Annotated in this window: 2 protein-coding genes; one reads left to right on the plus strand and one right to left on the minus strand. The window is 55.7% G+C overall.

Annotated elements, in window-relative coordinates:
* A partial coding sequence (locus ABJQ89_RS07350; protein ID WP_348495606.1) for a DMT family transporter occupies nucleotides 1-839 on the minus strand: 839 nt, incomplete at its 3' end.
* 111 nt (nucleotides 840-950) lie between these two features.
* Between ABJQ89_RS07350 and ABJQ89_RS07355 the strand changes: the two genes are divergently transcribed.
* On the plus strand, nucleotides 951-1,430 hold a 480-nt coding region (locus ABJQ89_RS07355; protein ID WP_348495607.1), incomplete at its 3' end, for a YafY family protein.

Below are 1,430 nucleotides of genomic sequence, written 5' to 3' on the forward strand. Positions count from 1 at the left end.
GTACGAACCTGCGAAATAAAGACCGCGACGATAATGATAACGCCGCCAATGAGAGCCTCAAAACTTGGAACTTCGCTCAGGATCAAGAGCGCCCAAATCGGGGCTAAGGGCGTTTCGAGAATACTGATCAACGCCGCCTGCGCCGCTGGCACGCGCCGCGCCCCTTCCACCAGCGCAATCGCCGCGACGGCAAAGACCAAACCGAAGACAATCAAAACACCAACTTCGATCTGTGTCACATGCAAAGGCTCGCTCAAAAGCCAAGCAGGCACCAGCAACACCAAGGACGAAAACGCAGTCGGCAACACCGTCGGCGTGTCAGGCCACATACGATACAGAACCATCGTCAACGCCATCATCAAGGTCATCCAAAAAGCAAGCAAATCACCCATTAGGGTCGAGGAGCCAAATGATCCGCTTACCGTGATTGCAACGCCGATCAAGGCAAAGCCACTGCACAGAACAACAATCCGCTCAGGACGTTCCCGAATGGCGAGCCACGCAAGGAAAGCTGTCACAAACGGCGCAGTCGCCCAGATCAATGCAACATTCGCGACCGATGTCAGCTTAAAGGCGGGAATAAACGCCGCGGTACCCGAGGCCATCAACACAGTCGCGATGACCGCAGGCCAGCCAAACCACGCCCACTCTTCGCGCACCTTTGAACGCAGCGCGAGAAAAACCAACGCGAAAATCGCACTGCTTAAACCCCGCCAGAAAATTACGCTCCACGCATCAGCGCTTACCGCTTTGGTGAAGATCCCCGCGCAGCTGAACGTCACCGCAGACAGCAGCAAAATAATCACGCCAACGCGCCGCGTTTGAAAAGTATCAGTCATGCAAGTGAGGGCTTTCTCAAAAAGAATTCCACACCCAGCTAACACACCCCTACTGACATGTATCTGTCAGCAGTCTGTGCTATGGTCACATTCAACCAAAGGACACTCACTATGGCGCGCTCCGTGCGGATGTTTGAAATTATCCAGCTTCTCAGAAATGCAGAAGGCCCCATCACGGCGCAGCGCATCGCCGCTGAATTAGAAGTGACACCGCGAACCATTTACCGCGATATTGCCTCGCTTCAGGCCTCGCGCGTGCCGATAGAGGGCGAAGCAGGCATCGGTTACGTCATGCGCAAAGGCTTTGATCTGCCGCCCGTGAACTTCAACATTGAAGAGGCCGAAGCCATCACCGTCGGCCTCGCCATGATCGCGCGCACAGGCGACAAAGGCCTCAAACGCGCCGCACGCAGCGCGGCTCAAAAGCTCTCAGATGCCACGCAACTCAGCCATACGCTCTTCGCGTCAACTTGGGGTAGTGAGGAGCCAAGCAACGTCGATCTATCCGACATCCGCCAAGCCATCCGCGACGAGCAAAAGCTTCAGATCAGCTACACCAACGGCGACGGTATCAGCAGCACCCGCATCATT

The sequence above is a fragment of the Planktotalea sp. genome, from assembly GCF_039984035.1.
Taxonomy (GTDB): Bacteria; Pseudomonadota; Alphaproteobacteria; order Rhodobacterales; family Rhodobacteraceae; genus Planktotalea.